Genomic DNA, 26,273 nt, shown 5'->3' on the forward strand with positions numbered 1-26,273 from the left:
AGGAGCCTTACACCATGTTGCCGACTCCCGAACAGGTCAAGCAATACATCGCCGGCGGTCTCGCCTGCACGCATCTGGAAGTCGAAGGCGACGGCCAGCATTTCTTCGCGACGATCGTGTCGGCGGCCTTCGAAGGCAAGCGCCCGATCCAGCGGCACCAGCTCGTCTACGCGGCGCTCGGCGATCGCATGAAGCAGGAAATTCACGCGCTCAGCATGAAGACGCTGACGCCCGCCGAATGGCAGAACGCATAACCGGAACTCACTGAGTGCAAGTCACCGTCAACGAGCGCGACGCCGTCCAGAGCGTCGCCACGGCACACCCGGCCGCCAACGGGGAATCGCATGGCCATGGGATGGACAAGCTCGTGATCGAAGGCGGCCACCGCCTGTCGGGCGAGATCGTCGTGTCGGGCGCGAAGAATGCCGCGCTGCCGATCCTGTGCGCGGGGCTGCTCACCGCCGATCCGGTCGACCTCGACAATGTGCCGAACCTGAAAGACGTGCGCACCACGCTGAAGGTGCTGAACCAGATGGGCGTGAAGAGCGAGACCGACGGCTGCCGCGTGCAGCTCGACGCGTCGCGCGTCGACAACCTCGTCGCGCCGTACGAGCTCGTCAAGACGATGCGCGCGTCGATCCTCGTGCTCGGGCCGCTGCTCGCGCGCTTCGGCGAGGCGAAGGTGTCGCTGCCGGGCGGCTGCGCGATCGGCGCGCGGCCGGTCGACCAGCACATCAAGGGCCTGCAGGCGATGGGCGCCGAGATCAGCATCGAGCACGGCTTCATCGAAGCCCGCGCGAAGCGGCTGAAGGGCGCGCGCATCGTGACCGACATGATCACGGTGACGGGCACCGAGAACCTGCTGATGGCCGCGACGCTGGCAGACGGCGAGACGGTGATCGAAAACGCGGCGCGCGAGCCGGAAGTGAGCGATCTCGCACACTTGCTGGTCGCGATGGGCGCGAAAATCGACGGCATCGGCACCGATCGCCTCGTGATCCAGGGCGTCGAGCGGCTGCACGGCGCGCGCCATTCGGTGATCCCCGACCGCATCGAGGCCGGCACGTTCCTGTGCGCGGTCGCGGCGGCGGGCGGCGACGTGATGCTGACGGGCGTGCGCCCGCACATCCTCGACGCGGTGATCGACAAGCTGCGCGAAGCCGGCGTGTCGATCGAGGAAGGCGACAGCTGGCTGCGCGTGAAGATGGACCGCCGGCCGTCGGCGGTCACGATCCGCACGTCGGAATACCCGGCGTTCCCGACCGACATGCAGGCGCAGTTCATGGCCCTCAATACGGTCGCGACGGGCACCGCGCAGGTCGTCGAAACCATTTTCGAGAACCGCTTCATGCACGTGCAGGAGTTGAACCGGCTCGGCGCGAACATCACGATCGACGGCAACACCGCGCTCGTGACGGGCGTCGAGAAGCTGTCGGGCGCGAACGTGATGGCGACCGACCTGCGTGCGTCGGCGAGCCTCGTGATCGCCGGGCTGCGTGCCGACGGCGAAACGCTCGTCGACCGCATCTATCACCTGGACCGCGGCTACGACCGCATGGAAGCCAAACTGACCGCTGTCGGCGCGAACGTGCGCCGCCTTTCCGGGAGCCAAGCATGACCGCGCCGCTGACCCCGCCGTTGACCCTTGCGTTGTCGAAGGGCCGGATTTTCGAGGAAACCCTGCCGCTGCTCGCCGCCGCCGGCGTGCAGGTGACGGAGGATCCGGAAACGTCGCGCAAGCTGATCCTGCCGACGACGAACCCGGACCTGCGCGTGATCATCGTGCGCGCGAGCGACGTGCCGACCTATGTCGAATACGGCGCGGCAGATTTCGGCGTGGCCGGCAAGGACGTGCTGGTCGAGCATGGCGGCTCGGGCCTGTACCAGCCGATCGACCTGAACATTGCGCGCTGCCGGATGTCGGTAGCCGTATCGGCCGGCTTCGATTACGCGAGCGCCGTGCGCCAGGGCGCGCGGCTGCGCGTCGCGACGAAGTACGTCGAAACGGCGCGCGAACACTTCGCCGCGAAGGGCGTGCACGTCGACCTGATCAAGCTGTACGGCTCGATGGAACTCGCACCGCTGGTGGGGCTGGCCGACGCGATCGTCGACCTCGTCAGCTCGGGCGGCACGCTGAAGGCGAACAATCTGGTCGAGGTCGAGGAGATCATGGCGATCTCGTCGCGCCTCGTCGTGAACCAGGCTGCGCTGAAGTTGAAGCGCACGGCGCTCAAGCCGATCCTCGACGCGTTCGAACGCGCGTCGCAGAATGGCGGTTGAGCGCATCACCGTAACGGAACTCCCATGTCCATCACCATCCGCAAGCTCGATTCGACGAGCGAAGGCTTCGGCGCCGAGCTGCGCGCGCTGCTCGCATTCGAGGCAAGCGAAGACGCGGCGATCGAGCAATCGGTCGCGCAGATCCTCGCCGACGTGAAGTCGCGCGGCGACGCCGCGGTGCTCGAATACACGAACCGCTTCGACCGGCTGAGCGCGAACAGCGTCGCCGCGCTGGAGCTGCCGCAGGACGCGCTGCAGACGGCGCTCGACGGCCTCGCGCCGAAGGCGCGCGCGGCGCTGGAAGCGGCGGCCGCGCGGGTGCGCGCGTACCACGAGAAGCAGAAGATCGAGTGCGGCACGCATAGCTGGCAGTACACGGAAAGCGACGGCACGGTGCTCGGCCAGAAGATCACGCCGCTCGACCGCGTCGGCCTGTACGTGCCGGGCGGCAAGGCGGCGTATCCGTCGTCGGTGCTGATGAACGCGATTCCCGCGCGCGTCGCGGGCGTCGGCGAGATCGTGATGGTCGTGCCGACGCCGGACGGCGTGAAGAACGACCTCGTGCTCGCCGCGGCGCTGCTCGGCGGCGTCGATCGCGTGTTCACGATCGGCGGCGCGCAGGCGGTCGGCGCGCTCGCGTACGGCACGGCGACGGTGCCGGCCGTCGACAAGATCTGCGGCCCCGGCAATGCGTACGTCGCGTCGGCGAAGCGCCGCGTGTTCGGCACGGTCGGCATCGACATGATCGCCGGGCCGTCGGAAATCCTCGTGCTGTGCGACGGCACGACCGACCCGAACTGGGTCGCGATGGATCTCTTCTCGCAGGCCGAGCACGACGAGCTCGCGCAGTCGATCCTGCTGTGTCCGGACGGTGCGTTCCTCGAGCGCGTCGAGAAGGCGATCAACGAGCTGCTGCCGTCGATGCCGCGCCAGGACGTGATCCGCGCGTCGCTCGAAGGCCGCGGCGCGCTGATCAAGGTGCGCGACATGGCCGAAGCCTGTCGGATCGCGAACGACATCGCGCCCGAGCACCTGGAAATTTCCGCGCTGGAGCCGCAACAATGGGGCCAGCAGATCCGCCATGCGGGCGCGATCTTCCTCGGCCGCTACACGAGCGAGAGCCTCGGCGACTACTGCGCGGGCCCGAACCACGTGCTGCCGACGTCGCGCACCGCGCGTTTCTCGTCGCCGCTCGGCGTGTACGACTTCATCAAGCGCTCGAGCCTGATCGAGGTGAGCGCCGAAGGCGCGCAGACGCTCGGCGAGATCGCATCCGAACTCGCGTATGGCGAGGGGCTGCAGGCGCACGCGAAGAGCGCCGAATTCCGGATGAAGAACTGAGCGCACGCAGCGCGGGGCCGGGGCAGGCGCGGATGTGCCGCCCGGCCCGCACCCCGAAGGCCGGGGCTGGAGACACCTGTGCAGGGCGGCGGCCTCCGCCTTGCCGATCATTTGACGCCGGCGCGACGCACGCCGGCTTGAGATCATGACGACGCCACAAGACATCATTCGCCGCGACGTGCTCGCGATGACGAGCTATCCGGTGCCGGACGCGAGCGGGTTTGTGAAGCTCGACGCGATGGAGAACCCGTACCCGCTGCCCGAACCGCTCGCCGCGGCGCTCGGCGAGCGTCTCGCGCAGGTCGCGCTGAACCGCTACCCGGCGCCGCGCCCGGCCGCGCTGATCGACAAGCTGCGCCATGCGATGGGCGTGCCGGCCGCCTGCGACGTGCTGCTCGGCAACGGCTCGGACGAAATCATCAGCATGATGTCGGTGGCCTGCGCGAAGCCGGGCGCGAAGGTGCTCGCGCCGGTGCCGGGCTTCGTGATGTACGAACTGTCCGCCAAGCTCGCGCAGCTTGAATTCGTCGGCGTGCCGCTGAAGGCCGACCTGACGCTCGACGTCGACGCGATGCTCGCGGCGATCGCCGAGCATCGTCCGGCGCTCGTCTATCTCGCCTATCCGAACAACCCGACCGGCACGCTGTACGACGATGCCGACATCGAACGGATCGTCGCGGCCGCGCGGCACAGCCTGATCGTGATCGACGAGGCGTACCAGCCGTTCGCCGGGCGCTCGTGGCTGCCGCGCGCCGCCGAATTCGACAACGTCGTCGTGATGCGCACGGTGTCGAAGCTCGGCCTCGCGGGCATCCGCCTCGGTTATCTGGTCGGTTCGCCCGCATGGCTGACCGAATTCGACAAGGTGCGCCCGCCGTACAACATCAACGTGCTGACCCAGGCGACCGCCGATTTCCTGCTCGACCACCTCGGCGTGCTCGACGCGCAGGCGGCCGATCTGCGGGCGGAACGCGCGCGTCTCGCGAAGGCGGTGGCCGCGCTGCCGGGCGCGACGGTGTTCCCGAGCGCCGGCAATTTCCTGCTGGTGCGGGTGCCGGACGCGGCCGCCGTGTTCGACGCGCTGCTCACCGAGCGGGTTTTGGTCAAAAACGTGAGTAAAATGCATCCGTTGCTGGCTGAATGCGTGCGGCTCACCGTCGGTTCTCCCGACGAAAACGCGCGCCTGCTGGCCGCTTTGAAACTCGCGCTGCCCGATTGAGCCTGCGGGCGCCGCGGCGCGAAACGATCAATCCCCATTTACATCGACTCAGTCAAGGAATTGCCATGCGTGTGGCGGAAGTCGTTCGCAATACCAGCGAAACGCAGATCCGTGTGAAGCTCAATCTCGACGGCACGGGCCAGCAGAAGCTGGCTACCGGCGTGCCGTTCCTCGACCATATGCTCGACCAGATCGCTCGACACGGTCTGGTCGATCTCGAGGTTGAAGCGCATGGCGATACGCATATCGACGACCACCACACGGTCGAGGATGTCGGCATCACGCTCGGGCAGGCCGTCGCGAAGGCGATCGGCGACCGCAAGGGCATCCGTCGCTACGGCCATTCGTACGTGCCGCTCGACGAGGCGCTGTCGCGCGTCGTGATCGACTTCTCCGGCCGGCCGGGCCTCGAATTCCACGTGCCGTTCACGCGTGCGCGGATCGGCACGTTCGACGTCGACCTGTCGATCGAGTTCTTCCGCGGTTTCGTGAACCACGCGGGCGTCACGCTGCACATCGACAACCTGCGCGGGATCAACGCGCACCATCAGCTCGAGACCGTGTTCAAGGCCTTCGGCCGTGCGCTGCGCGCGGCGGTGGAGCTGGACGAGCGTGCGGCGGGGCAGATCCCGTCGACGAAGGGCAGCCTCTGAACCTGAACTGACCGGACGGAGCGTCTAGGACAACCTCACGGCTTCGGCGCGCGGCGCCGGCTTGCGATGGATCTGCTCAAATCGTTCATTTCGCTGCTGGCGCTGATCAACCCGATCGGCGCGGTGCCGTTCTTCCTGAGCCTGACGGCGCAGCAGACGGACCTCGAGCGGCGGCGTACGATCCGGATCGCGTCGGTGTCGGTGTTCTGCGTGATGACGGTGACGGCGCTGCTCGGGCAGCAGATCATCGACTTCTTCGGCATTTCGGTCGGGTCGCTCGAGGTGGGCGGCGGGATCATCATGCTGCTGATGGCGATCAACATGCTGAACGCGCAGATCGGCAACACGCGATCGACGCCGGAGGAGCGCCACGAGGCCGAGCTGAAGGACAACATCGCGGTCGTGCCGCTGGCGATTCCGCTGCTCACGGGCCCCGGCTCGATCAGCACGGTCATCATCTACGCGGCGAACTCGCGTCACTGGTATGAACGGGCCGGGCTGGTCGCGATCGGCGCGGTCCTGGCTTTTCTGTGTTTCGTCGCGATGCGGCTCGCCGAGCCGATCGCGAACTGGATCGGCCGCACGGGCATCAACATCGCCACGCGGCTGATGGGTCTGATGCTGTCGGCGCTGGCGGTGGAATTCATCGTCAATGGACTGAGGGCGCTACTGCCTGCACTGAGATGAAAACTTCGATTGCGATTGTGGATTATGGGATGGGCAACCTGCGCTCGGTCGCGCAGGCGCTCAAGAAGGCCGAACCGGCCGCCGACGTGGCGATCGTCGACACGCCGGCCGCGATCCGTGCGGCCGACCGTGTCGTGCTGCCCGGCCAGGGCGCGATGCCCGACTGCATGCGCTGTCTCGGCGAGTCGGGCCTGCAGGAGGCCGTGATCGAGGCCTCGCGCACTAAGCCGCTGCTCGGCGTGTGCGTCGGCGAGCAGATGCTGTTCGACTGGAGCGCGGAAGGCGACACGAAGGGCCTCGGCCTGTTGCCCGGCAAGGTCGTGCGTTTCGAACTCGACGGCCGCCTCCAGGACGACGGCTCGCGCTTCAAGGTGCCGCAGATGGGCTGGAACCGCGTGCGCCAGTCGCAGCCGCATCCGCTGTGGGACGGCGTGCCCGACGACGCGTATTTCTACTTCGTGCACAGCTACTACGTGACGCCGGACAACCCGGCGCATACGGTCGGCGAAACGGCCTACGGCGCGCCGTTTACGTCCGCGGTCGCGCGGGACAACCTCTTCGCGACCCAATTCCACCCCGAGAAAAGCGCGGAGGTCGGGTTGCGTCTGTATCGCAACTTCGTACACTGGAAACCGTGAACGTCGCGTGCGTGCCACAGTCGGCGGGCCGCAGAGGCCCGTCTTACGGGGCTCGCGCGCCTAAGCGCCGAAAGAGTTGTACTAAACTAGCGAGACGGCGCGGTACCGGATTGGCCGGTACGCGCCGGATTCTTTTCTTCTTCCACGACGACACCCGATTGCTATGTTGCTGATTCCGGCCATCGATCTCAAAGACGGTCAGTGTGTGCGCCTCAAACAGGGCGACATGGACCAGGCCACGATTTTCTCCGAGGACCCGGCGGCGATGGCCCGCAAGTGGGTCGATCTCGGCGCCCGGCGGCTCCATCTGGTCGACCTGAACGGCGCATTCGCCGGCAAGCCGAAGAATCTCGAGGCGATCGAAGCGATCCTCGACGAAGTCGGCGATGAAATCCCCGTACAGCTCGGCGGCGGCATCCGCAGCCTCGAGACGATCGAGAAGTATCTCGACGCGGGCCTGTCCTACGTGATCATCGGCACCGCGGCCGTGAAGGATCCGGGTTTCCTGCAGGACGCGTGCACCGCGTTCGCGGGCAACATCATCGTCGGGCTGGACGCGAAGGACGGCAAGGTCGCGACCGACGGCTGGAGCAAGCTCACGGGCCACGAAGTGGTCGATCTCGCGAAGAAGTTCGAGGACTACGGCGTCGAATCGATCGTCTACACGGACATCGGCCGCGACGGGATGCTGCAGGGCATCAACATCGAGGCGACCGTGAAGCTCGCGCAGGCGGTCGGCATTCCGGTGATTGCCAGCGGTGGCCTGTCGAACCTCACGGACATCGAGAATCTGTGCGAAGTGGAAGAGCACGGCGTCGAAGGCGTGATCTGCGGCCGTGCGATCTACTCCGGCGATCTCGATTTCGCGGCCGCGCAAAAGCGCGCGGACGAACTGAACGGCGAACTCGACAACGCGTAAGCGCGGTTGTCCCGCTCGCCGGGGCTGCCAGCAGGCGGCCCCACCGGAAGCCTCGCGCGAGGCTTTCCGCAACCGGCCGTCCCATCGCGGCATTTGGCGCAACATCATGGCTCTAGCTAAACGCATCATCCCCTGCCTGGACGTGACTGCCGGGCGTGTCGTCAAGGGCGTCAACTTCGTCGAACTGCGCGATGCCGGCGACCCCGTCGAGATCGCCCGCCGCTACGACGACCAGGGCGCCGACGAACTGACGTTCCTCGACATCACCGCGACGTCCGACCAGCGCGACCTGATCCTGCCGATCATCGAAGCCGTCGCGTCGCAGGTGTTCATTCCGCTGACCGTCGGCGGCGGCGTGCGCGCCGTCGAGGACGTGCGGCGCCTGCTGAACGCGGGCGCGGACAAGGTCAGCATGAATTCGTCGGCAGTCGCGAACCCGCAGCTCGTGCGCGACGCGGCCGACAAGTACGGCTCGCAGTGCATCGTCGTCGCGATCGACGCGAAGCGCGTGTCGGCCGACGGCGAGACGCCGCGCTGGGAAGTCTTCACGCACGGCGGCCGCAAGAACACGGGCCTCGACGCGATCGAATGGGCGCGCAAGATGGCCGAGCTCGGCGCGGGCGAGATCCTGCTCACGAGCATGGATCGCGACGGCACCAAGTCGGGCTTCGACCTCGCGCTCACGCGCGGCGTGTCGGACGCGGTGCCGGTGCCGGTGATCGCGTCGGGCGGTGTCGGCTCGCTGCAGCACCTGGCCGACGGCATCAAGGACGGCCGCGCCGATGCGGTGCTGGCCGCGAGCATCTTCCACTACGGCGAGCACACGGTCGGCGAGGCGAAGCGCTTCATGGCCGACCAGGGCATCCCGGTGAGGCTGTGATGAATACGGAAACGAATGCATTGCCCGCGTGGCTCGACAAGGTCCGCTGGGACGACAACGGCCTCGTGCCGGTGATCGCGCAGGAGGCATCGACAAACGACGTGCTGATGTTCGCGTGGATGAACCGCGAGGCGCTCGCGAAGACGATCGAGACGCACCGCGCGGTCTATTATTCGCGTTCGCGCAAGCGCCTGTGGTTCAAGGGCGAGGAGTCGGGCCACGTGCAGCACGTGCACGAAGTGCGGCTCGATTGCGACGAGGACGTCGTGCTGCTGAAGGTCGAGCAGGTGTCGGGCATCGCGTGCCACACCGGCCGGCATTCGTGCTTCTTCCAGAAATTCGAAGGCACCGTCGACAGCGGCGACTGGGTCGCGGTCGAGCCGGTGCTGAAAGATCCCGAACACATCTACAAATGACGCAATCGACCGAAGACACGCTGCTGCGCCTCGCGGCCGTGATCGATAGCCGCAAGGGCGGCGACCCCGATCAATCGTACGTATCGCGCCTGTTCCACAAGGGCGACGACGCGGTGCTGAAGAAGATCGGCGAAGAGGCGACGGAAGTCGTGCTGGCCGCGAAGGACGTGCGCCAGGGCGGCGCGCCGACCGCGCTGGTCGGCGAGGTGGCCGACCTGTGGTTCCACTGCCTCGTGATGCTGTCGCATTTCGACCTGAGCCCGGCCGACGTGATCGCCGAGCTCGAGCGCCGCGAAGGGCTGTCGGGGATCGAGGAGAAGGCCCTGCGCAAGCGTCGTGAGCGCGAGGAAAACGGCGGGTGACGGACCCTTGTCGCGGGATGGCCACAGTGCGGTAAGCTGTAAGAATTGTCATCTAACGGGGGTAGCATCATGACCGATACGCCAAGTCAGTTTCCGCCGCCGTCGGTGCCGGGGGCCGCGGACGCCGAACGCCTGAACGGGCTGCGCACGTTGACTCACGTGCTCTACGGCCTCTATGCGTTTCATTGGCTCACGGGTGGCGTCACGGGCATCATCGCGATCATCATCAACTACGTGAAGCGCGACGATGTGGCCGGCACGCCGTATGCCGCCCACTTCGAGTGGCAGATCCGCACGTTCTGGCGCGCGCTGATCGCGTACGTGATCGGGTTCGCGCTGATGTTCGTGGTGATCGGATTCGCAGTGATGTTTGTCACATGGATCTGGACGCTGTACCGTATCATCAAGGGTTGGCTGTACCTGAACGACAACAAGCCGCTCGATCCGCAGGCCTGGTTCTGACCGGCCGCGCTCGGGCGTCTGCAGGAGCAACATGAGTCACGATCCGAATTGCCTGTTCTGCAAGATCGCGGCAGGCGAGATCCCGAGCACGAAGGTGCACGAGGATGACGAATTCGTCGCGTTCCGCGACATCCGCCCGGCGGCCGAGACGCACGTGCTCGTGATTCCGCGCCAGCACCTGCCGACGCTGTCGGCGGCGAGCGAGGCCGATGCGCCGATGCTCGGCCGGCTGATGCTGCTCGTCTCGCGTCTCGCCGGCCAGCTCGGCGTCGCCTATACGGGTGGCGAAACCGGTTTCCGTACTGTGATCAATACAGGCCCGGGCGGCGGGCAGGAGGTCTACCACCTGCACGCGCATATCCTGGCCGGCCCGCGCCCCTGGCAGCGGATGGGTTGACGGCGCGGGGCGTTTCCCCGCATCGATAGTCGAAGCCGGCACGTTGCCGGCGATTTGCGCCGCGTAGCGGCGTGGTTGAGGAGAGGTTTCATCATGGGTGGATTGAGCATTTGGCACTGGCTGATCGTGCTGCTGATCGTCGCGCTGGTTTTCGGTACGAAGAAGCTGCGCAATATCGGCAACGATCTCGGCAGCGCCGTGAAGGGTTTCAAGGACGGCATGAAGGACGGTGAAGCACCGGCTGACGCGCAGCAACTGCCGCGCTCGGGCTCGGTCGACGTCAACGCGAAGGAAACGACGCGTTCCGATTCGAACAAGGCGTAACGCCGGCACGCTGACAGGCATTCGCGATGCTGGATCTCGGTCTTTCGAAGATGGCGCTGATCGGCGTCGTCGCGCTCGTGGTGCTCGGCCCCGAGCGCCTGCCGCGCGTCGCGCGTACGGCAGGCGCATTGTTCGGCCGCGCGCAGCGGTACATCAACGACGTGAAGGCCGAGGTCTCGCGCGAAATCGAACTCGACGCGCTGCGGACGATGAAGACCGATTTCGAATCGGCCGCGCGCAATGTCGAGACGACGATTCACGACAACCTGCGCGAGCACGAAAAGGAACTGAACGACACGTGGCATTCCGCGGTTGGCGGCCTTGACGAAGCGTCGGGCAGCACCGGGTCCCATGATTCCGACACGCCCGCGGCGCCGTCGTGGCGCGGCAGTACGGCCGCGCTCGCGCCCAAGCGCCGCAACTGGCGTGTCAAGCAGGCGGCTGCGCCTGTCTGGTACAAGCGCGCGACCACCCGCCGCACGCACGTGCAGTCGGGCGCCGCGCGCGTCGCGCGCCACCAGCCGGCCAGCCTGCGCCGGCCGACGCGCTTCTTCTGAGCCGAGCGCATGCTCGCTCGTCAATCCTACCGAGGGCCGGTGTGAGCGACCCCCAGCAGAACCCGGGCGACGCCCCGGAAGAAACTTTCATTTCCCATCTCGTCGAGCTTCGCGATCGCATCATTCGCGCGGGGGCGGCCGTGATCGTCGTGTTCCTCGGGCTCGTCTACTGGGCGCCCGACATCTTCCGGCTGCTTGCGCGGCCGCTAATGGAGAACCTGCCGAAAGACGGCAAGATGATCGTCACCGACGTCACCGGTTCGTTCTTCGTGCCGATGAAGGTCACGATGCTCGTCGCACTGGTGATCGCGCTGCCGATCGTGCTGTACCAGATCTGGGCGTTCGTCGCGCCGGGGCTGTACCAACACGAGAAAAAGCTCGTCGCGCCGCTCGTCGGCAGCAGCTACTTCCTGTTCCTGTGCGGGATGGCATTCGCGTACTTCCTCGTGTTCCCGACGATCTTCCGCGTGATGGCGCACTACAACGCGCCGCTCGGGGCGGAAATGACCACCGACATCGACAACTACCTGAGCTTCGTGCTCGGGATGTTCATCGCGTTCGGGGTCACGTTCGAGGTGCCGATCGTCGTCGTGCTGCTCGTCCGGATGGGCGTGCTGTCGCTGAAGAAGCTCAAGGAGATGCGGCCGTACGTGATCGTCGGCGCGTTCATCGTCGCGGCGGTCGTTACGCCGCCGGACGTATTCTCGCAACTGATGCTCGCGTTGCCGCTCATCGTGCTGTTCGAGATCGGGCTGCTGGCCGCGCGGTTCTTCGTGCCGAAGAAGCCAGCCGAGGAAGGCGAGGCGGGGAACGGCGAAGCCGCCAGCTGATGGCGGCGCGCCGGGCGATGCACGGCAGGCGGGTTTCCGGCCAGGCCTGAGCGGCCGGGTCGCATGGCCGGCCGGAGCGCGTGCGGCAAGGCCGGCGTTCCGGCAACGAAGGTCTTTCGATGCAAAGCAAAAGGGCAGCCAGGAGGCTGCCCTTTTTCGTTTCCGGCGGAGTTCGGCACGCGGCTGTGTGCCGCCCGCCCGACGTCATTCGGTATCGCTGTCCTGCTCGTCGAGCGTCTGCTTCGGCGGCGGCGGGCGCTTGCCGATCACGACGTTCATGTCGAACTCCTTGCCCTTGCGGACGACGTGCACCTTGGTCGGCGTGCCCGGCTTGATCTGCGCGACCGTGTTCAACAGCTTCGTCGTGTCGGTGATGTCCTCGCCGTTGACCGAGACCAGGATATCGCCCGGCTTGATGCCGGCCTTGTCGGCCGGGCCGCCCTGCAGCACGCCGGCGACGATCGCGCCCGATTTCTGCTGAAGCCCGAACGATTCGGCGATCTCCGGCGTGACGTCCTGCGGCTCGACGCCGATCCAGCCGCGCGTGACCGAGCCCGTCGTGATGATGCTTTCGAGCACCGTGCGCGCGGTCGACACGGGAATCGCGAAACCGATGCCGAGCGAGCCGCCCGAGCGCGAGTAGATCGCGGTGTTGATGCCGAGCAGGTTGCCGTTCACGTCGACCAGTGCGCCGCCCGAGTTGCCGGGGTTGATCGGCGCGTCGGTCTGGATGAAGTTCTCGAACGTGTTGATGCCGAGGTGGTTGCGGCCCAGTGCGCTGATGATCCCCATCGTGACGGTCTGGCCGACGCCGAACGGGTTGCCGATCGCGAGGACGACGTCCCCGACCCGCGACTGGTCGGAGCGGCCGAGCGTGATCGTCGGCAGGTTCGTCATGTTGATCTTCAGCACGGCGAGGTCGGTTTCGGGATCGCTGCCGATCACCTTCGCGGTGGCCGTGCGCCCGTCGGCGAGCGCGACCTCGATCTGGTCGGCGCCATCCACGACGTGCTGGTTCGTTAGAATGTAACCTTCAGGGCTCACGATAACGCCCGAGCCGAGGTTGGCGGCTGGTTCGTCCTGCTGCTTGCGGGCGTTGCGGTCGCCGAAGAAGTAGCGGAACAGCGGATCTTTCGCGCGCGGATCGGGGGGCAGCGAGCCGTCCTTGCTGGAGAAGACGTTGACGACGGCCGGCATCGCCTTCTGCGCGGCTTCCGCGTACGACGTGGTCGCCGGCGCGCCGCCGATGCCCGGCGCGACTTCCCGCAACGCGACGATCGGCGTGGCGAGCTGCTTGCCGAGCTGTCCTTGCCGTTGCAGCCATTGCGGCTTGAGCGTCACGACGATGAACATCAGCGCGAGCAGCACGGTAACCGCCTGCGCGAAGAACAGCCAGAAGCGTCTAAGCATCTGAATGGATTAGAGGTTTATATGGATCGGATCGAACTTGAATTGTACTTGAACAATACCCTTGAAACCGCGCGCTTCAAGGACTATTGCCCGAACGGCCTGCAGGTCGAGGGGCGTCGCAAGATCGAGAAGATCGCCACCGGCGTGACGGCGTCGGTCGCGTTTCTTGAAGCCGCGCTCGAATGGGGTGCGGATGCCGTGCTTGTCCATCACGGCTATTTCTGGCGCAACGAGCCGCCGCAGATCACGGGCCGCAAGTATCAGCGCCTGAAGCTGCTGCTCGCGAACGACCTTAACCTGTTCGCGTTCCACCTGCCGCTCGACGCGCATCCCGAATTCGGCAACAACGCGCAGCTCGGCGAGCGGCTCGGGCTGATCGGCGAGCAGCGTTTCGGCGAAGGCGAGCTCGGCTGGATGGCCACGCTGCCGATGCCCGTCTCGCTCGAGCACTTCGTCGCGAAGGTCGAGCGCACGCTCGGCCGCACGCCGCTCGTGCTCGGCGATCCGGACATGCAGCTGCGGCGCATCGCGTGGTGCACGGGCGCCGCGCAGAGTTATTTCGACGCGGCGATCGATGCCGGCGCGGACGTGTTCCTGACCGGCGAGGTGTCCGAACACGTGACGCACACGGCCGCGGAGAGCGGCGTCGCGTTCGTTGCGGCAGGGCACCATGCGACCGAACGCTACGGAATCCAGGCACTCGGCACCCACTTGTCCGAAGAATTCGGTATCGAACACCTTTTTATCGATATTCATAACCCGGTCTGAGTGCCGGATTTGCGGCAGCGCATCGAAATTTCTCAATGTAGCGGATGCTTAATAGCGAAATGATTTAATCGCTCCGATAGTGGGGGGAAACCCTTAACTATCAAACACTTCGAAGGGATTTTCATCTCCGGGCCTTGTAAATGGCGACTCCATTCGAGCAAACTAGCGGCGGAATGGAAAGTCGTGACGGAAAATCCAACTCAGAAGTGGGGCGTGTGATGCGAGACAAGGAAGAGAAACGCGTCGACAGCGGCCGCCGTACCTGGCTGATTGCGACATCCGTAGCAGGTGGCGTGGGAGGCGTAGCCACCGTCATACCTTTCGCGGCGTCGCTTGCGCCGTCCGCGAAAGCGAAAGCGGCCGGAGCACCGGTCGAGGTCGACATCAGCGGGCTGAAGCCTGGTGAAATGGTGACCGTGCCGTGGCGCGGCAAGCCGGTGTGGATCCTGAACCGCACCGACGCGATGCTTGCCGACGTGGTCAAGGCCGACAAGGAAGTGGCCGATCCGACCACCGAAAAGCCCTATACGATGCCGTTGCCCGCGTATTGTGCGAACGAATATCGCTCGCGGGCCGATCGCAAGAACATTCTCGTCGTGATGGCCGTGTGTACGCACCTCGGCTGCACGCCAAGCCAGCGCTTCACGCCGGGTCCGCAGCCGAACCTGCCGGACGACTGGCCGGGCGGTTTCCTCTGCCCGTGCCACGGTTCGACCTACGACCTCGCCGGCCGTGTGTTCAAGAACAAGCCGGCGCCTCAGAATCTCGACATCCCGCCCTACATGTTCACGTCGGCGACGACCCTCGTGATCGGCAAGGACGAGAAAGGAGAAGCGTGATGGCCGACAACAAGGAAGTCTCCACGACAGGTCTCACCGGCTGGATCGATCAGCGCTTCCCGCTCACGTCCACCTGGAAAAAGCACGTTTCCGAGTACTACGCGCCGAAGAACTTCAACTTCTGGTACTTCTTCGGCTCCCTCGCGCTGCTGGTGCTCGTCAACCAGATCGTCACCGGCATCTTCCTGACGATGAACTACAAGCCCGACTCGACGCTCGCGTTTGCGTCGGTCGAGTACATCATGCGCGAGGTGCCGTGGGGCTGGCTGATCCGCTACATGCACTCCACGGGCGCGTCGATGTTCTTCGTGGTCGTCTACCTGCACATGTTCCGCGGGCTGCTTTACGGGTCGTACCGCAAGCCGCGCGAGCTCGTGTGGATCTTCGGCTGCGCGATCTTCCTGTGCCTGATGGCCGAGGCGTTCTTCGGTTACCTGCTGCCGTGGGGCCAGATGTCGTTCTGGGGCGCGCAGGTGATCGTGAACCTGTTCTCGGCGATCCCGTTCGTCGGCCCCGACCTGTCGCTGTGGATTCGCGGCGACTACGTCGTGTCGGACGTCACGCTGAACCGCTTCTTCGCGTTCCACGTGATCGCGATTCCGCTCGTGCTGGTCGGCCTCGTGATCGCGCACCTCGTCGCGCTGCACGAAGTGGGGTCGAACAACCCGGACGGCATCGAGATCAAGGCGAAGAAGGACGAGAACGGCGTTCCGCTCGACGGCATCCCGTTCCACCCGTACTACTCGGTGCACGATTTCCTCGGCGTGTGCGTGTTCCTGATGGTGTTCGCACTGATCGTGTTCTTCTCGCCCGAGATGGGCGGCTACTTCCTCGAGGCGAACAACTTCGTCCCGGCGAACCCGTTGCAGACGCCGCCCGAGATCGCGCCGGTCTGGTACTTCACCGCGTTCTACGCGATGCTGCGCGCGACCACCGACCCGTTCAAGATCGTCCTGATGATCGTCATCGCGCTGCTCGGCGTGCTCGCGCTGATCCGCGCGCGCGGCAAGTGGAAGGCCGGGTTGCCGGTGCTGGCCGCGGCGATCGTCGTCTTCATGTACCTGACGGAGTCGAAGTTCTGGGGCGTCGTCGTGATGGGTTCGGCGGTGATCACGCTGTTCTTCCTGCCGTGGCTCGACCGCAGCCCGGTGAAGTCGATCCGCTACCGGCCGCTGTTCCACAAGGTGTTCCTCGGGATCTTCGTCGCGGCGTTCCTGACCCTCGCGTTCCTCGGCACGCGGCCACCATCGCCGGCGGCCACGTTGATCGCGCAGTGTTGCGCGCTGATCTACTTCGCGTTCTTCCTCGGCATGCCCGTCTGGACGCCGCTTGGCACGTTCAAGCAGCCGCCGGAGCGGGTGCGCTTCAAGCCCCATTAACGTGAGCGAGGAGAGAACGACATGAAGAAACTGCTTTCGACACTCGCGCTGATCGGGGCGACCGCGTGTGCGCTGCTGGTGGCGCCGGCGGTGCGGGCGGAAGGTAATTTTCCGCTCGACCGGGCGCCCGATAACACGGAAAATCTCGTTTCGCTTCAGCACGGCGCGCAATTGTTTGTAAACTATTGCCTGAACTGCCACAGCGCGAACCTGATGCGCTACAACCGTCTGACGGATCTGGGCATATCCCAGAAGGAGATCGAAAAGAATCTCCTGTTCACGACCGACAAGGTCGGCAACACGATGTCCGTCGCGATGCGGCCTGAAGACGCGAAGAACTGGCTCGGCACCTCGCCGCCCGACCTGTCGGTCGAGGAGCGCGCGCGCGGCCGCGACTGGCTGTATACGTATCTGCGCAGCTTCTACCGCGACGATACGCGGCCGACCGGCTGGAACAACGCGGTGTTCGAGAACGTCGGCATGCCCCATGTACTGTGGCAGCTGCAGGGGCAGCGCACCGCCAAATTCGAAGACAAGACGGACGAGGAGACGGGCGAGAAGGTCCATACGCTCGTCGGCTTCCAGCAGGTCACGCCGGGGACACTGTCCGCGGTGGATTATGATGCTGCGGTTGCCGACCTGGTGGCGTACATGACCTGGATGTCCGAGCCGGCTCAGCAGACCCGCAAACGCCTCGGCGTGTGGGTGCTGATCTTTCTCGGTGTCCTGACTTTCCTGGCCTGGCGGCTCAATGCCGCGTACTGGAAAGATATCAAGTAATCACGCCTGACCGGCGTGGGGCCGGCGCAAGGTGGACCCCGGAAGGAGGTTCGCCGCGTGCCGGCCCTCGGCTTTTTTGAGGAAACGCAAACATGATGGTTCTGTATTCCGGCACAACTTGCCCGTTCTCCCAGCGTTGCCGGCTGGTGCTGTTCGAGAAGGGCATGGACTTCGAAATCCGTGACGTCGACCTGTTCAACAAGCCGGAAGACATTTCGGTGATGAACCCGTACGGTCAGGTGCCGATCCTGGTCGAGCGCGACCTGATCCTGTACGAATCGAACATCATCAACGAGTACATCGACGAGCGCTTCCCGCACCCGCAACTGATGCCGGCCGACCCCGTGCAGCGCGCACGTGCACGCCTGTTCCTGCTCAACTTCGAGAAGGAACTGTTCGTCCACGTCAGCACGCTCGAGAACGAGAAGGGCAAGGCAGCGGAGAAGAATCACGAGAAGGCACGCCTCGCGATCCGCGATCGCCTGACGCAGCTCGCGCCGATCTTCGTGAAGAACAAGTACATGCTCGGCGAAGAGTTCTCGATGCTGGATGTCGCGATCGCGCCGCTGCTGTGGCGTCTGGATCACTACGGCATCGAGCTGTCGAAGAACGCCGCGCCGCTGATGAAGTACGCCGAGCGGATCTTCAGCCGTCCGGCCTATATCGAAGCACTGACGCCGTCCGAAAAGGTCATGCGTCGTTGATGATGCAATGAAGGCAAGACGGGGAGGGCGGCGCGGCGTGCCGCGCGCCCGCTCCGGGTTCGAGGATTGTGATGCAAGAGATTTCAACGAAGCCTTATCTGCTGCGCGCGCTGTACGAGTGGTGCACCGATAACGGTTACACACCGCATATCGCGGTGAGGGTCGACAACTCGACGCGCGTGCCGCGTCAGTTCGTGCGTGACGGCGAGATCGTGCTCAACATCAGCTTCGAGGCGACGAGCCAGTTGCAGATGGGCAACGAGTGGATCGAGTTCACGGCCCGGTTCTCCGGGAAGGCGCACAAGATCGAGATTCCGGTTGCCAACGTGCTCGCAATCTATGCGCGCGAGAACGGGCAGGGGATGGCGTTCCAGGTCGATGCGGTCGCGGGTGAAGGCGAGGATTCGGGTGCGTTCGACGAAGAAGCCGCGCAGGCGGATGACGCGCAGCGCGACGAGTCGCCTGCTGCGTTGACGCCGGTTGCCGACCGCGGCGCGAACGAGGAACCCTCCGAAGGCGCCGACGAACCGCCGAAAACCGACGGCGATGGCGACGGTTCGAAAGGTGGCAACAGACCTCGCCTCAAGATCGTGAAATGAGGTAGAATCTCGCGCTACGCCGGCTTAGCTCATCTGGTAGAGCAGTTGATTTGTAATCATCAGGTGGCGGGTTCGAGTCCTGCAGCCGGCACCAATAGAATCAAGGGGTTACGTGAATTTCACGTAACCCCTTGTGCTTTCTGGGTGCTGAAAAGTACATTTTCGGTACAGTCAGCTCTCAGAACAGGTACATGGCAACCATCGTCAAGACGCCTTCCGGCACGTGGAAGGCAGTCATTCGCAAGATCGGTTGGCCGACTACGGCCAAGACTTTCCGCACCAAACGTGACGCCGAGGACTGGGCGCGCCGGACCGAAGATGAGATGGTTCGAGGCGTCTACCTGTCTCGCGCCCCCTCCGAAAAGCTCACCGTGTCGGCCGCACTGAAGCGGTACATGGAGGAGGTGTCCGTGACCAAGAAGCCGACCACCCAGCGCAGCGAGCGCTTTACCTCCCAGCACCTAGATACTTTTTTCGGGAAGTACTCGATGGCGGCGGTTAGTGCCGAACTTGTAGCCAAGTATCGCGATGAGCGGCTTGCGGCCGGCAAGTCGAACAACACCGTGCGGATCGAACTGGCAATGCTGGGGCATCTGTTCCGGGTTGCGATTCAGGAGTGGGGTATCGGCCTCACGTTTAATCCGGTCGCCAACATCCGAAAGCCTAGCCCCGGTGCTGGCCGGGATCGGCGCTTGACTCCAGAAGAGCAGCAACGACTTTTCGCCGCAGCCGACGGCCATAGCAATCCGATGCTTGGGTGGATCGTGCGATTGGCTGTCGAGACAGGCATGCGATCGTCAGAGATCACCGGGCTACGCCGCTCACAGGTCGATCTGAACCGACGAGTTGTTACCCTCAAGGACACCAAGAACGGCTCTGCTCGCTTGGTTCCGTTGTCACGTGTAGCAGCCGAAACGTTGCGTTCGGCGCTGGACAATCCGATTCGGCCGCTCGACACCGATCTCGTGTTCTTCGGGGAGCCTGGGCGAGACAAGAAGCGCAAACCATACGTGTTTCAGAAACTCTGGGCCGATATTGTTCGCGATCTCGGTCTTGACGATCTCCATTTCCACGACTTGCGGCATGAGGCTGTCAGTCGCTTGGTGGAAATGGGGTTGAGCGATCAGGAAGTTGCCGCGATAAGCGGGCATCGGTCGATGCAGATGCTCAAGCGATACACACATCTGCGAGCGGAAGACTTGGTAAGTAAGCTGGATAGGGTTGGCGCATAGAGCGCTAAGCTGATCTCGTAGCAGCTTTCCTGATTTGAGGGTATGCATGGACGAGCAAAACTTAGAAGAGACACTGGCGACCGTCTATACGCTGCTCCAGGCGGAGGGAATGGACGACGCAGCTAACATAGTGCGCGAATATCCGGCTCGGGCGGAGCAGACCGGCTACGACAACTGGAATGGCGGGACTGAAATCTGGGAGGTACAACTCGAAGTGCCGCCGCAGGAATTCGCGCGCCTGAACGCCAAGCGAGCGCAACTCGAAGAGCAAATTACCGCGCGGTTGAAAACGGCTTTAGAGCACGATACTCAAGACTGGTATTCCGCAAGGATTGTTCCGGCAAAAGTCCGGCGTAAGGACTGGCGTGTGACGGACTCGAGTGTGCCGCGCCAGGTGCGCGTCAATATCCTCGACGGGATGAGACTCGAGACCGTAGCGTGGTACGGGCAGCTCAATGATGTTGAGTTCCTGAGCCGGCTATACGATTTGCAGCAGCTTCCTTCCCACGATAGCCGCTTCAAGGATGCTGCGCGAGATATCTGGCAGCACCGCGTGAACAATGATGACTGGGATCTCGACTGGGTGTATTCGGACGATCGGTTCAACCTTGTCGGTGGTTCTGCGGATAGTTTCCTACGGTTTTTGTGCGAAGTTGTGCATCCGATTGTTAGGCCAGATCGCGACGAAGTGATCAAGCTCGTTTCGCACTTCAACGATCAACTGCGCCAAGGCGGATGGGAGCTTTACGAAGAGGAACTCGTCGCTGGTAGACCGCGCTTCGCGTACCGCCAAGCTTCGGGCAACGATTCACGTGTAGTGTCGCGAGCGCGCACAGTTGCGGACGCGCTGGACGCTGGATGGATGGCCAAAGAGATTCAGCGATTGGAGAACGCGGTCGATCGCGATCCCGCGCTTGCGATCGGGACGGCAAAGGAACTTGTCGAGTCGTGTTGCAAGACGATATTGACGAAAAGAGGCGTGGCATTCACAAAGTCCGAAGACCTGGGGGATTTGACGAAGAAGCTCTCAAAAGAACTTCAACTTGTTCCTGAAGGGATTAGCGACGAAGCAAAGGGCGCAGATAATATTCGGCACATACTCCGCAATCTTGCGCAGCTCACCAACCATCTGGCTCAGTTGAGAGGGCTGTACGGAACCGGACACGGTCGCGATGGACAATATCGGGGCCTACAACCACGCCACGCAAGGTTGGCAGTCGCGTCTGCGGTAGCTTTCATCGACTTCGTTGCGGAGACGTATCGGCATCGCGAAGCGACGGCGGGGAAACAATAGGCGTAGTCCAATCGCATTAGTGGATGCGGGTGCTGGATTTTAGCGGCTAAAATTTCAGCTTCCTCCGCTCATCTAATCGAATGCTGAAGCGCGACCTGTGAGTCGCGCTTTTTTTTGTGCCATAAGGATGTTGAGCTAAATGTTAGAAAAATGGTTTAGCTAAACTTTTTCCTTTGAAATCAATTGCTTGCAAATTTTCTATTTGTTTGAAAGAATTAACGTGCGTTTATGCAGAAGCTCTATTAATTAACGTGCGTTTCGGGTCGTAGTGCTGGTGGTATGCCTTCGAATTTGGATAGTTCGCTACCCCGACTCACGAGCCCTGATGTCCATCAGCCTGGGTGGAGAAGCTTGATGACGAAGACAGAAGAGATGTTGGTCAGTCGATATGGAGTCCTACTTACATTGTCTGATTGTGCGGCACTGCTCAACCGTAGCGTAACGGGCCTGCGGGTCACGCTGAACCGCGACTGCGAACTGGCTACGAAGCTCAAGCCCGCAAAGATCCGTCTCGGTCGGCGCGTGATGTTCAGAGCCTCGGAGCTGGCGAAGTTCCTCGACGAGGCATCGTGATGGGACGCCAGCGCACGATTAATGACGTCGCATTTTGGCGCTCACCGAAGATGGCAGGCCGGACGCAAGAGGACCGAGCGCTGCTGACGTATCTCCTTACGGGGCCGTTCAGCAACATCATCGGTGTCTACCAAATAGTTCCGAGAATAGCCGCATCCGAGATGGGATGGGACACCGAGTCGCAAATGATCCCCGTTCTCCAGCGTTTGCGTGATGACGAACTCGTCGAGTTCGCTCCGGATTCGAATTTCGTTTGGGTGCGAATATGGTGGGATCACAATTCGGCCAGCATGTCGGTCGGGGGGACCCTGCGGCAACGAACAATGGAACAAATTGCCGACATTCCGCCGCAGTGGCGCGAATCGTTTGTCGCAGATTTCCTTGCGCGCCTTCCTGCGCATGGCAGTAAGAAGCACGGCGATCTTCGCGCGTCTGTCGAGAATCAGCTCGTCGAGAGCGGCTTGCTGAATAGTGGATCGACGTCGCGCCCATACCCTAGCGATACCGTATCGGTACCCGCGTCATACCTTGCCGAAAGCACGTCGCGTGGATCGGCAATGGAGGCAGGATTTCAAGCAACCGTAGGAACTGCTGCCGGCGGCTGCTCCCCAAAGGACACGGTATCGATACCCTATCAACACCGTATGGATAGGGCGCACGTTAACACTACCTTTAACGTTAACTATATCTCTAACACTACTACCGCACTCAGGTTCCCGGCTTCGTTGACACCTGAGGAGCGTGCCTTTGCGGTGAAGTGTTTGGCACCGTTCGGAACTGCCGACGCGCAGGACTTGCTTGATGAACTGGCGGCGAAGTTGCACGCCGGGAAAGTGCAAAGCAACCCCCTGAGCTATTTGGCTGGTCTTGCACGTAAGGCCAGCGCCGGCGAATTCGTGCCAACCGCCCAATCCACGCGGGCGCAGACGGGGTCGGGAAATTGTGCTCCTTCAACGGTGCCAATGGACTCGCGCGATCACACGACGATGATGCGGCAGGCAATAGCAAAAGAGATCCTAAAAAATGCGACTCCAAGCAGTGACTAGTTTTATCGGCGTACCTGGGGCTCACACGAAGGCTCTCTTGGATCTTGGCGTTCGACCATCACGCAAGGGGACAACTTCCGGATGATGGGCACGAAATCTCTGGTTCAACAGGAAAGTCGGGATGTTTTGCAGGTCCATTCCAGCGAAAAACACGGTCGATTGCAGAATTCTCAACGTGAAAAACAGGCATTGATGCACGTTTTTACCGGCAATCTGCAGAGGCTATCTCAGGGCAGGATGTGTGAAGTAGTCCCACCGGCAAGCCGGCGTTTCTACTTCACTTTCCTTATTCGCACCTTCGGTGCTCAACGGACATCCTGCTCTGCGAGGCAAGTCGGCAGAGCCGGAAGCGAGTAATGGGGACGTCCTTGGAAGTCAAAGTGAAGAACGTGACCCGCAAGGGTTGCTCGCCGATCAAGGTCTACTGCCTCCCGGACGAGCGTGCCGAAATTGAAGCAATGGCGAATGCAAGCGGACACAGCACATCGACTTATCTGCGCTTGGTCGGGATGGGTTATCGCATCCAAGGTGTGATAGACGCTGCGCAGGTACGCGAACTGGTTCGCGTGAATGGCGATATGGGCCGCCTCGGAGGCCTGCTGAAACTCTGGCTGACGAACGACGCTCGCGTGGCGGGATTCACTCCGGCCACGATCGTTGCGTTGCTGTCCAAGATCGAAGCGATGCGGGACGAGATGAGTCAGATCATGGAAAAGGTAGTGCGGCCGAGGGCCGAGCCATGATTGCCAAGCACGTTCCCATGCGCTCGCTCGGCAAAAGTGATTTCGCGGGCTTGGTGAAGTACATCACGGCAGACCAGGCCAAGGAGCACCGAATTGGGGAGGTGCGACTGACGAATTGCGCGGCCCATACGGTTCGGGACGCGGTCACAGAGGTACTCGCCACCCAGCAGGCGAACACGAGGGCGAAGAGCGACAAGACCTATCACTTACTGGTCAGCTTCCGCGCAGGCGAACAGCTCGATGCTGCGACGTTGCAAGCCATCGAAGCTCGAATATGTGCGGGCCTCGGGTTTAGCGATCACCAGCGCGTCAGTGCCGTGCATCACGACACTGACAACCTGCACGTACACATCGCCATCAACAAGATTCACCCGACGCGGAACACCATTCACGAACCGTATTATCCGCACCGGACGTTGGCCGAGCTGTGCAACGTGCTCGAGCGGAGCTACGGGCTGCAACACGACAACCACACACCGCGCCGGCGTGGTGCCGAGTCGCGGGCGGCCGACATGGAAAGGCATTCCGGTATCGAAAGCCTGGTCGGCTGGATCAAGCGCGAGTGCCTGGAAGAAATTCGAGGTGCGCGGAGCTGGGCCGAACTGCACCACGCCATGCGTGCCAACGGGCTGGAAATCCGGGCAAAAGGGAACGGGCTTGTGATCGAGGCCAGTAACGGTACGCAGATCAAGGCAAGCACGTTGGGCCGTGACTTCTCAAAAGTGAAGCTGGAAGGCCGGTATGGTCCATTCGAGTCCTTGCCGATGCGGCGGGCCGATGTCTCGTCGAAGCGCCAGTACCAAAAGAATCCTATACGGCTGCGCGTAAACACCGTGGAGTTGTACGCGAAATATCAGATTGCCCAGCAGCGTGCGACGATCGAGCGCGCGGCTGCCTTGGTCGAGCTGCGCCGTCAAAAAGAAAAGCAGATTGAGAACGCCAAGATGAAAGGGCAGACTCGGCGCGCGGCAATCAAGCTGTTGGGCGGCGGCCGTCTGACGAAAAAGGTGCTGTATGCCCAAGCGAGCGGTGTCCTGAAATCGGAGCTGGAAGCAATCTATACGCAGCATCGGGTCGAGTGCCAGCGCCTCTACGAGCGGCACCGCCGGCATACATGGGCCGACTGGCTCAAGCAGGAGGCTTTGCAAGGTAGCGCAGAGGCCCTGACGGCGCTGCGTGCCAGGGAGGCCGCCCAAGGCCTACAAGGCAGCACGATAAAGGCCGAGGGCCGGCAGCAGTCTGGCCAAGCGCCCGTAATCGACAACATCACCAAGACCGGAACGATCATCTATCGATCCGGCAGTAGCGCCGTGCGGGACGATGGCGACCGCTTGCAGGTATCTGCACAGGCAGGCCAAGCGGGTGTGCAGCAAGCTCTACGGCTGGCGGTCGAGCGATACGGCGATCACATCACGGTCGCTGGCAGCGCGGAATTCAAAGAGCGCGTCATTCGAGCAGCCATTGATATGCGGCTTCCCATCACGTTCGATGATCCATCGATGGAGCGGTTGCGCCAACAGTACATGACGGCCCGTCAACCTGCGCGGGTCAGTCGTCCGGCGGTGAAGTCTGTTGGCCAGGCGCCTCCCCCACAGGCTCGGAATCGTCTGCGCACGATGTCTCAACTCGAAGTGCTGTCGATCAAAGGTAGCGATCGAGCGGTAAGCGGTCACTCGGTCAAGCAGTCGATCACAGGCGATCCAGCGTGTCGGCAGGTCGAGCAGGCTGCACAGCAGGCAGTTAGCCGATTCAAAGCGGCCGCGAATCGTCGGAAGGTGCGAGCAAACGGCTTTGGAGACCAAGGTAAGGCCTGGCAGAACTTGCCAGACGCATTGCGACAGCGGATCGATCGTTTCAATTCGCAACCGCCGGAACGCCAGGAGATCGAGCTAGCAAGGATGCGCCGCGAGGTCGTGGAGAGCCGCGGCGGTGAATTGTCGTCTCTGGACGGTTCGACAAGGCAGAAAGGCCGCTCGCGATGAGGCAGAGAGCCGACAAGGCATAGACGCTAGGCAGTCCATCGACGGTCGAGTGTGCTGACACCGTGACATCAAAAAAAATGAGGCCGGGCGTCGGTGTCGCTCTGGTCACCTACCGGTAGCTATCGTGGCGAAGCTACTCGATGTTCCAGGGGCCACATACCGAAGGACTATCGTCATGACGAAGAAAATTTTAGCCGCTAAAACGGCGACGGTCGCATTCGCGATCTCCTGCATCTTTTCGCAACCGGCCGATGCTGGCGGCATCCCGGTGATCGATGTCACGAACGTCATGCAGACAACGATCAGCGCGATAAACAACGTGCAATCGGTTCAGAAGCAAATCGAGCAATACACAACGCAGTTGCAGCAGTACCAGAACATGCTTCAGAACACGCTGGCGCCGGCGGCCTACGTGTGGGATCAGGTGAACGGCACGATCAACAAGCTCCTGCAAGCGCAGGACATGCTGAATTACTACAAGAACCAGGCCGGCAGCATCGACGCGTATCTGTCGCGATATCAGGACGTGGCGTACTACCGGTCGTCCCCATGTTTCACCGCGACTGGCTGCACGGACGCCCAGCGGCAAGCTCTGGTCGATGCGCAAGTGAACGGCTCGGAAGCTCAAAAGCGTGCAAACGACGCCGTGCTGAAGGGCGTCGATCAGCAGCAACAAACGCTGGTCACGGACGCGGCAAACCTGCGTTCGTTACAGGCGCAAGCCTCGAGCGCACAGGGGCAATTGCAGGCTATCCAGGCAGCCAATCAGCTCGCCAGCGCTCAAACGAATCAACTTCTCCAACTTCGTGGACTGCTCGTCGCACAACAGGCTGCTGCCGCAACGCGTGCGCAGATCGTTGCAGATCGCGAGGCTCAACAGGCCGCCGCTGGTGCTCAACTGCGCGATGGCAGCAACATCACGCGCTCCGTTCCCAAGAGCTGGACTTTCGAATAAGGAG

The 26,273-nt window shown here is 63.0% G+C and carries 31 protein-coding genes and 1 tRNA gene; 31 read left to right on the plus strand and 1 reads right to left on the minus strand.

The window, feature by feature from the left end:
- Positions 1-14: 14 nt before the first annotated feature.
- The 17 genes from AB3K92_RS24125 (at position 15) to tatC (ending at position 11,965) form a co-directional block, all read left to right on the plus strand.
- Complete coding sequence (locus AB3K92_RS24125; protein WP_006477131.1) at positions 15-254, plus strand: BolA family protein; 240 nt, start codon at positions 15-17, stop codon at positions 252-254.
- A 14-nt stretch (positions 255-268) separates the two neighbouring features.
- The gene (murA, locus tag AB3K92_RS24130) at positions 269-1,618 is read left to right on the plus strand and encodes a UDP-N-acetylglucosamine 1-carboxyvinyltransferase (RefSeq protein WP_027788541.1); all 1,350 of its coding nucleotides are present in this window, start codon (positions 269-271) and stop codon (positions 1,616-1,618) included.
- Positions 1,619-1,626: 8 nt separating this feature from the next.
- Positions 1,627-2,280 (plus strand): ATP phosphoribosyltransferase, encoded by a 654-nt coding sequence (gene hisG, locus AB3K92_RS24135; protein WP_027788540.1) that lies wholly within the window; start codon positions 1,627-1,629, stop codon positions 2,278-2,280.
- A 24-nt stretch (positions 2,281-2,304) separates the two neighbouring features.
- A complete protein-coding gene (hisD, locus tag AB3K92_RS24140; RefSeq protein WP_021161858.1) occupies positions 2,305-3,621 on the plus strand; it encodes a histidinol dehydrogenase in 1,317 nt (438 codons plus the stop codon).
- A 145-nt stretch (positions 3,622-3,766) separates the two neighbouring features.
- Positions 3,767-4,840: a histidinol-phosphate transaminase gene (gene hisC, locus AB3K92_RS24145; protein ID WP_369465955.1), complete on the plus strand. Its 1,074-nt coding sequence runs from the start codon at positions 3,767-3,769 to the stop codon at positions 4,838-4,840.
- Between the two features lie 65 nt (positions 4,841-4,905).
- Positions 4,906-5,493 carry an imidazoleglycerol-phosphate dehydratase HisB gene (gene hisB, locus AB3K92_RS24150; protein ID WP_011350728.1) on the plus strand — a complete coding sequence of 196 codons (588 nt, stop codon included), beginning with the start codon at positions 4,906-4,908 and terminating at the stop codon, positions 5,491-5,493.
- A 66-nt stretch (positions 5,494-5,559) separates the two neighbouring features.
- Complete coding sequence (locus tag AB3K92_RS24155) at positions 5,560-6,180, plus strand: MarC family protein (protein ID WP_021161856.1); 621 nt, start codon at positions 5,560-5,562, stop codon at positions 6,178-6,180.
- Complete coding sequence (gene hisH, locus AB3K92_RS24160) at positions 6,177-6,818, plus strand: imidazole glycerol phosphate synthase subunit HisH (protein ID WP_014898304.1); 642 nt, start codon at positions 6,177-6,179, stop codon at positions 6,816-6,818. The genes AB3K92_RS24155 and hisH overlap by 4 nt, the downstream gene beginning before the upstream one ends.
- Positions 6,819-6,981: 163 nt before the next feature.
- On the plus strand, positions 6,982-7,737 hold the full coding sequence (gene hisA, locus AB3K92_RS24165; protein ID WP_021161854.1) for a 1-(5-phosphoribosyl)-5-[(5-phosphoribosylamino)methylideneamino]imidazole-4-carboxamide isomerase: 756 nt from the start codon (positions 6,982-6,984) through the stop codon (positions 7,735-7,737).
- Between the two features lie 106 nt (positions 7,738-7,843).
- Positions 7,844-8,617 (plus strand): imidazole glycerol phosphate synthase subunit HisF, encoded by a 774-nt coding sequence (hisF, locus tag AB3K92_RS24170; protein WP_011350732.1) that lies wholly within the window; start codon positions 7,844-7,846, stop codon positions 8,615-8,617.
- Positions 8,617-9,033 (plus strand): phosphoribosyl-AMP cyclohydrolase, encoded by a 417-nt coding sequence (hisI, locus tag AB3K92_RS24175; RefSeq protein WP_021161852.1) that lies wholly within the window; start codon positions 8,617-8,619, stop codon positions 9,031-9,033. The genes hisF and hisI overlap by 1 nt, the downstream gene beginning before the upstream one ends.
- Positions 9,030-9,395 carry a phosphoribosyl-ATP diphosphatase gene (locus AB3K92_RS24180; RefSeq protein WP_006485344.1) on the plus strand — a complete coding sequence of 122 codons (366 nt, stop codon included), beginning with the start codon at positions 9,030-9,032 and terminating at the stop codon, positions 9,393-9,395. Before hisI ends, AB3K92_RS24180 begins: the two co-directional genes overlap by 4 nt.
- Before the next feature lie 69 nt (positions 9,396-9,464).
- Complete coding sequence (locus tag AB3K92_RS24185; protein ID WP_011350734.1) at positions 9,465-9,857, plus strand: membrane protein; 393 nt, start codon at positions 9,465-9,467, stop codon at positions 9,855-9,857.
- A gap of 31 nt (positions 9,858-9,888) precedes the next feature.
- Entirely contained in the window at positions 9,889-10,254 is a 366-nt protein-coding gene (locus AB3K92_RS24190; protein ID WP_021161851.1) for a histidine triad nucleotide-binding protein, read from the plus strand.
- Positions 10,255-10,347: 93 nt separating this feature from the next.
- A complete protein-coding gene (gene tatA / locus AB3K92_RS24195) occupies positions 10,348-10,578 on the plus strand; it encodes a Sec-independent protein translocase subunit TatA (protein WP_021161850.1) in 231 nt (76 codons plus the stop codon).
- A 26-nt stretch (positions 10,579-10,604) separates the two neighbouring features.
- Positions 10,605-11,135, plus strand: a complete 531-nt coding sequence (gene tatB / locus AB3K92_RS24200; protein WP_059491978.1) for a Sec-independent protein translocase protein TatB — start codon at positions 10,605-10,607, stop codon at positions 11,133-11,135.
- Positions 11,136-11,176: 41 nt separating this feature from the next.
- On the plus strand, positions 11,177-11,965 hold the full coding sequence (gene tatC / locus AB3K92_RS24205; RefSeq protein WP_021161848.1) for a twin-arginine translocase subunit TatC: 789 nt from the start codon (positions 11,177-11,179) through the stop codon (positions 11,963-11,965).
- A gap of 204 nt (positions 11,966-12,169) precedes the next feature.
- On the opposite strand, the gene AB3K92_RS24210 is transcribed toward tatC, so the two are convergent.
- The gene (locus AB3K92_RS24210) at positions 12,170-13,375 is read right to left on the minus strand and encodes a Do family serine endopeptidase (RefSeq protein ID WP_021161847.1); all 1,206 of its coding nucleotides are present in this window, start codon (positions 13,373-13,375) and stop codon (positions 12,170-12,172) included.
- 21 nt (positions 13,376-13,396) lie between these two features.
- Here AB3K92_RS24210 and AB3K92_RS24215 point away from each other — a divergent pair, with 21 nt between their 5' ends.
- The 14 genes from AB3K92_RS24215 (at position 13,397) to trbJ (ending at position 26,269) form a co-directional block, all read left to right on the plus strand.
- Positions 13,397-14,143 carry a Nif3-like dinuclear metal center hexameric protein gene (locus AB3K92_RS24215; protein WP_048026516.1) on the plus strand — a complete coding sequence of 249 codons (747 nt, stop codon included), beginning with the start codon at positions 13,397-13,399 and terminating at the stop codon, positions 14,141-14,143.
- Between the two features lie 218 nt (positions 14,144-14,361).
- Positions 14,362-14,982, plus strand: a complete 621-nt coding sequence (petA, locus tag AB3K92_RS24220) for a ubiquinol-cytochrome c reductase iron-sulfur subunit (protein WP_011350741.1) — start codon at positions 14,362-14,364, stop codon at positions 14,980-14,982.
- On the plus strand, positions 14,979-16,361 hold the full coding sequence (locus AB3K92_RS24225) for a cytochrome bc complex cytochrome b subunit (protein ID WP_091924937.1): 1,383 nt from the start codon (positions 14,979-14,981) through the stop codon (positions 16,359-16,361). Before petA ends, AB3K92_RS24225 begins: the two co-directional genes overlap by 4 nt.
- Before the next feature lie 21 nt (positions 16,362-16,382).
- Positions 16,383-17,141: a cytochrome c1 gene (locus AB3K92_RS24230; protein WP_021161843.1), complete on the plus strand. Its 759-nt coding sequence runs from the start codon at positions 16,383-16,385 to the stop codon at positions 17,139-17,141.
- A gap of 92 nt (positions 17,142-17,233) precedes the next feature.
- Positions 17,234-17,845: a glutathione S-transferase N-terminal domain-containing protein gene (locus AB3K92_RS24235; protein WP_006400565.1), complete on the plus strand. Its 612-nt coding sequence runs from the start codon at positions 17,234-17,236 to the stop codon at positions 17,843-17,845.
- A gap of 71 nt (positions 17,846-17,916) precedes the next feature.
- Positions 17,917-18,444 (plus strand): ClpXP protease specificity-enhancing factor, encoded by a 528-nt coding sequence (locus tag AB3K92_RS24240; RefSeq protein ID WP_027788532.1) that lies wholly within the window; start codon positions 17,917-17,919, stop codon positions 18,442-18,444.
- 18 nt (positions 18,445-18,462) lie between these two features.
- Positions 18,463-18,538 (plus strand) — tRNA-Thr (locus AB3K92_RS24245).
- A gap of 97 nt (positions 18,539-18,635) precedes the next feature.
- Entirely contained in the window at positions 18,636-19,676 is a 1,041-nt protein-coding gene (locus AB3K92_RS24250) for a site-specific integrase (protein WP_059557094.1), read from the plus strand.
- 46 nt (positions 19,677-19,722) lie between these two features.
- Positions 19,723-20,970 (plus strand): abortive infection family protein, encoded by a 1,248-nt coding sequence (locus tag AB3K92_RS24255; protein WP_369465971.1) that lies wholly within the window; start codon positions 19,723-19,725, stop codon positions 20,968-20,970.
- A 354-nt stretch (positions 20,971-21,324) separates the two neighbouring features.
- A complete protein-coding gene (locus tag AB3K92_RS24260; protein ID WP_038772165.1) occupies positions 21,325-21,543 on the plus strand; it encodes a hypothetical protein in 219 nt (72 codons plus the stop codon).
- Positions 21,543-22,589, plus strand: coding sequence for a hypothetical protein (locus tag AB3K92_RS24265; protein ID WP_369465973.1), 1,047 nt, complete (start codon positions 21,543-21,545; stop codon positions 22,587-22,589). The genes AB3K92_RS24260 and AB3K92_RS24265 overlap by 1 nt, the downstream gene beginning before the upstream one ends.
- 356 nt (positions 22,590-22,945) lie before the next feature.
- The gene (gene traJ, locus AB3K92_RS24270) at positions 22,946-23,332 is read left to right on the plus strand and encodes a conjugal transfer transcriptional regulator TraJ (RefSeq protein ID WP_369465976.1); all 387 of its coding nucleotides are present in this window, start codon (positions 22,946-22,948) and stop codon (positions 23,330-23,332) included.
- The gene (gene traI / locus AB3K92_RS24275; RefSeq protein ID WP_369465978.1) at positions 23,329-25,314 is read left to right on the plus strand and encodes a TraI/MobA(P) family conjugative relaxase; all 1,986 of its coding nucleotides are present in this window, start codon (positions 23,329-23,331) and stop codon (positions 25,312-25,314) included. Before traJ ends, traI begins: the two co-directional genes overlap by 4 nt.
- Positions 25,315-25,489: 175 nt before the next feature.
- Complete coding sequence (gene trbJ, locus AB3K92_RS24280; protein ID WP_369465980.1) at positions 25,490-26,269, plus strand: P-type conjugative transfer protein TrbJ; 780 nt, start codon at positions 25,490-25,492, stop codon at positions 26,267-26,269.
- The last annotated feature ends 4 nt before the right edge of the window (positions 26,270-26,273 follow it).

The organism is Burkholderia sp. Bmkn7, from assembly GCF_041103175.1.
In the GTDB taxonomy this organism is placed as follows: domain Bacteria; phylum Pseudomonadota; class Gammaproteobacteria; order Burkholderiales; family Burkholderiaceae; genus Burkholderia; species Burkholderia cepacia.